Origin of the sequence: Ramlibacter sp., from assembly GCF_035706265.1 — a bacterium.
Lineage (GTDB): Bacteria > Pseudomonadota > Gammaproteobacteria > Burkholderiales > Burkholderiaceae_C > Ramlibacter.
Window position 1 is genome coordinate 1 of sequence record NZ_DASSVG010000708.1, and the last position, 3,633, is coordinate 3,633.

At 75.1% G+C, this 3,633-nt stretch carries 2 pseudogenes; both read right to left on the reverse strand.

Features of this window, described 5'->3' with window-relative positions:
* Nucleotides 1-923: pseudogene (locus VFM98_RS25405) on the reverse strand (hypothetical protein); the annotation flags it as partial.
* Between the two features lie 3 nt (nucleotides 924-926).
* Nucleotides 927-3,633 (reverse strand): annotated as a pseudogene (locus tag VFM98_RS25410) (hypothetical protein); the annotation flags it as partial.

Consider the following 3,633-nt stretch of genomic DNA (forward strand, 5'->3'; position numbering starts at 1 on the left):
GGCGGCTCGGGCGCCGGCTGCGGCCGGCGGGGAAGCGTCAGCGCCTGGCCCGCGCTGCGCGTGGCCCGGCTCGCCACCACCCGTGCCTCCTCGAGGCTCGGCAGCCGGTGCAGCGCGGGCTCCAGCCACAGCGCTGACAGCAGCAGCGCCGGCGCCTCGTCCAGCGGCGCCCAGGCCACCAGCTTTCGCGCCACGAGGGCGAGCGGCAACGGGATCGGTGCCGGCACCTGCACGGGAAGCGGGACGGACACCGGCATGCCCCTCGCCGCCGGCGCCGCAGCGACCGGTGCAGCGACGGCATCCGACCGCGCCGGCACCGGCGAGGAGACCAGCACCTGCAGGAGCCGCCGCTGCGCCCGCGCCGGCAGCGCACGCGCCAGGGCGACCAGCGGCGCATCGGTCCAGCGTTGCAGCGCGTTCACCACGGCAGGCTCGCTCTCGCGCAGGGCCGCTTCGAGCACGCGGTCGATGGCGGCCGCCTCCGAGGCGGCCGGCCAGGCGTTCAACTCGGGCAACGCCGCCCGCCAGAACCACTCCACGGGCGCCTCGCCATCCGCCAGCTTCGCCAGCCACGCCATGCAAGCCTCGGTGCGCGACGCGAAGAACACGGCGTCGGTCCGTGCCGCCGAGGGATGCAGCGCCGGCACGGCATGCAAGGCCAGGCCGCGCCACGCCTCTTCCATCGCCCGTGCGACCCAGGCCGGACTCGCGCGCGGCGGCAGCGCCGCCAGCCGCAGGCGGCGCACCAGCACCAGGCGCCCCGCGTCGCCGAAGTCCGCTGTGTTCAGCGCATCCTCCACCGCGAAGCGCAACTGCGCCGCGTCCTCCGCGCAGGCCGGCTTCAGGCGGGCATGGCGCACGACGCGCGCGCGCCCGCCGGCCTCCAGGGCCTGCGCATGCGCGATCGCCGCAGCACTGCCCATGGCCTATCGCATCCGCGCCCCGCGCAGCGCCTCCACCTGCCGGGCCACGCGCTTTTCGGCGACGGGGTCGGCCGCGGGCGCGGCGGCCTTCGCCGCCGGCGCTGCCGCGGCCTGCGGCACCGCATCGGCCAGGACCCTGGCGGCCTCCGCGCGCTGCACGCTCGCCGTGGTCAGCGGCGGGCCGGCCTGCACCTGCACCCGCAAGCTGGCATCCAGCGTCACGGCGGGCCCGGCGGGCGCGTGCGTGATCCGCGCCGTCGCCACGCCATCGGCGAGGTCCTCGACCACCGCCCGCGCCAGCAGCACCTGCGTCGTGGGCGAATGCACCAGCACCTGCATCCCGATGCGGGTGACCTGGGGGTCGATCTCGATGTCCAGCCGCGCGTCGACCACCGCGGGCACCGGCCGCCGGATGCGGGCGCTGAGGATGCGCTTGACCGGCGCATGCGCGGCCAGCAGCAGGCAGACCCGCACCAGGTCGTTGATGGCGTCCTGCGCGGGCGCCTCGTCGGCCACCTGCGCAAAGAGCCAGTCCACCATGCGCTGCATCTGCCGCCACGCGATGGAGTCCACGCCCAGGCTCTCGTCGCCGAAACCGGGCAGCACGGTCAGCAGGCGCAGCGAAACGGCGGCGTCGAGCTGCGAGAACAGCTCGGCCCAGCGCAGGCGCGTGGCCGGCGGCACGGTGCAGAACGCCGCATGCAGGCACGCGGCGACCCCGGCGATGTCGTCCAGCAGGCCCGAGGCGGCCAGGGACACCTCGCGTTGCCGGGTGCCGGCCTGCAGCAGGTCGCGGAGGGTGGCGATCTGCTGCACCTGGCCGACGGCCTGCCGCCAGCTCGAGGCATCGAAGGACGCGAGGTGCCGGGCGGCCTCCTGGGAGCTCCGGGTCACCCGCTCGACCTGGCGATCGAAGGTGTCGGCCAGCATCCTGCCCGTGCCGGTGTGCGCGCCTTCCACGACGCCGAGCCCGCCCACGGGCTGCACCATGCCCGCGAGGACGACCCGCTGCTGCGCCTGCGTCACGACGCGCTGGACGTCGGCGATGCGGTCCAGCTTCACGAACACCTGCGCGATGGGCCTGAGCCAGCGGACCGGCACGTCGCGCAGCGTGTCCACCATGGCCAGGAGTTCGGGCGGCGCGTCGTGGACCTCGCCGCGGCAGCGCGGCACCGGGTCGGCGACGTCCGCCGGTTGCGCGGCGAGCAGGGGCACGTCCTGCAGCACCGGCGTGAAGCGCGGGCGGCGGAACACCAGGTAAGGCACCTGTTCGGCCAGGATCGCCCGGCGCCTGGCGACCAGCGCGTCGACGCGGGCCTGTTCCTCGTCGCGCAGGGCGCGCGCCACCGACAGGTCGTGCCGCACCTCGGCCAGGCGCAAGGCCAGCGCGGCCTGCAGCTCCTGGATGCGGACCGCGACGCCGGCGATCCGCTCGCGCGCCGCCTTCGCGTCGGCCTGCAGGCGACGGTAGTCCTCGGCCCGCAACTCCATGCCGCGCAGGAAGCGGATCGTGTTGTCGATGGCCTCGATGCCGCGGCGGAAGTACACCGCCTCGTGCAGGTCGGTGCCGACATCGACCCCGTCCTCGTCGATGATGCCGGCACCCCGCAGCAAGTCGCCCGCCGTGACCGGGGTGGCGTCTTCGGCGCCCTCCTTCCGGTAGCCGTAGACCGGCAGGTCGTCGACCACCAGTCCGCTGGCCTTGAGGCCGTCGAGGCCCGTGACCACGAAGTCGTTCTTGGCCTTGGCCGCGGTGTTGCTCGAGACGACCGAGGCCGGCAGCTTGAAGCGCTCGGCGACCGTCACCGTGTTGTACGTGGCACCGATGAGGCTGGCGCCGATCACGTCCTTGACCGCGGGCGGCGCTTCCACGCTCAGTTGCACCGGCCGCGCCGCCGGCGCCGCGATGCCCACGGCGGGCTGGAGGGCGCCGATGATCTTCACGGGCGCCACCGCCAGTTCGGCAGCGGGCTGCGGCGCCAGTGCGCCGAGGATGCCCGTGGGCGCGGTCTCGACCACCCCGGCGACGGGAACTGCCAGGTGCACCGCGGGTGCGGGTGCCGGTGCGGAGAACAGCGAGGAACCGACGGCCGACAGCGCCAACGAACTGGTGGGAGCGGACACGCGGCTGGTCGTGCCGACGGCAGCGGCCCCGGCAACCGCGCGGACGCCGCCGCCCTCCGGCGCTGCGATGCCAGCGGCAGGCGCCGGCGCCGCCTGGCCGAAATCCAGCGGCGCCGCCGCCTTCTCGCCCAGGCGCTTGAAGTAGTCGTTGAACTCCTTCTCGGTCGCCACCGGATTCTCGTCGCGCTTCACGAGTTCCGCCGCCGCCGGCGAGGTCAGGAAGCGGCCCGCGTCCTCGGTGCCGAGGACGCTTTGCCGCAGGCGGAAGATGTCGGTGCGCGCGCGCAGGAAGCCGAAATCCACGTGGTCGCCGGCGGCCTTGATGCGGCCGTCCAGCCGGTGGATCAGTTCGTCCAGCCCGCCATCGATGGTGCGCGGGGGCGTGCCGGCCGTGCGGCCTGCGGGCGGTTCTCCCAGCTCGCCCGCGAGGATGCCGTTGCGGAAGGCCTGCCAGCTCGCCAGCAGCTTGTCGAGCTCGCTCACGTGCCGCGCGTGCGGGCGCGCGGGCGGCGCCGCGCCACCCGCTTCGCCGGCAGCCGGGGCCTCGATGGGCACGCCGAAAGCGGCATCCTCCGCGGCATCGGCC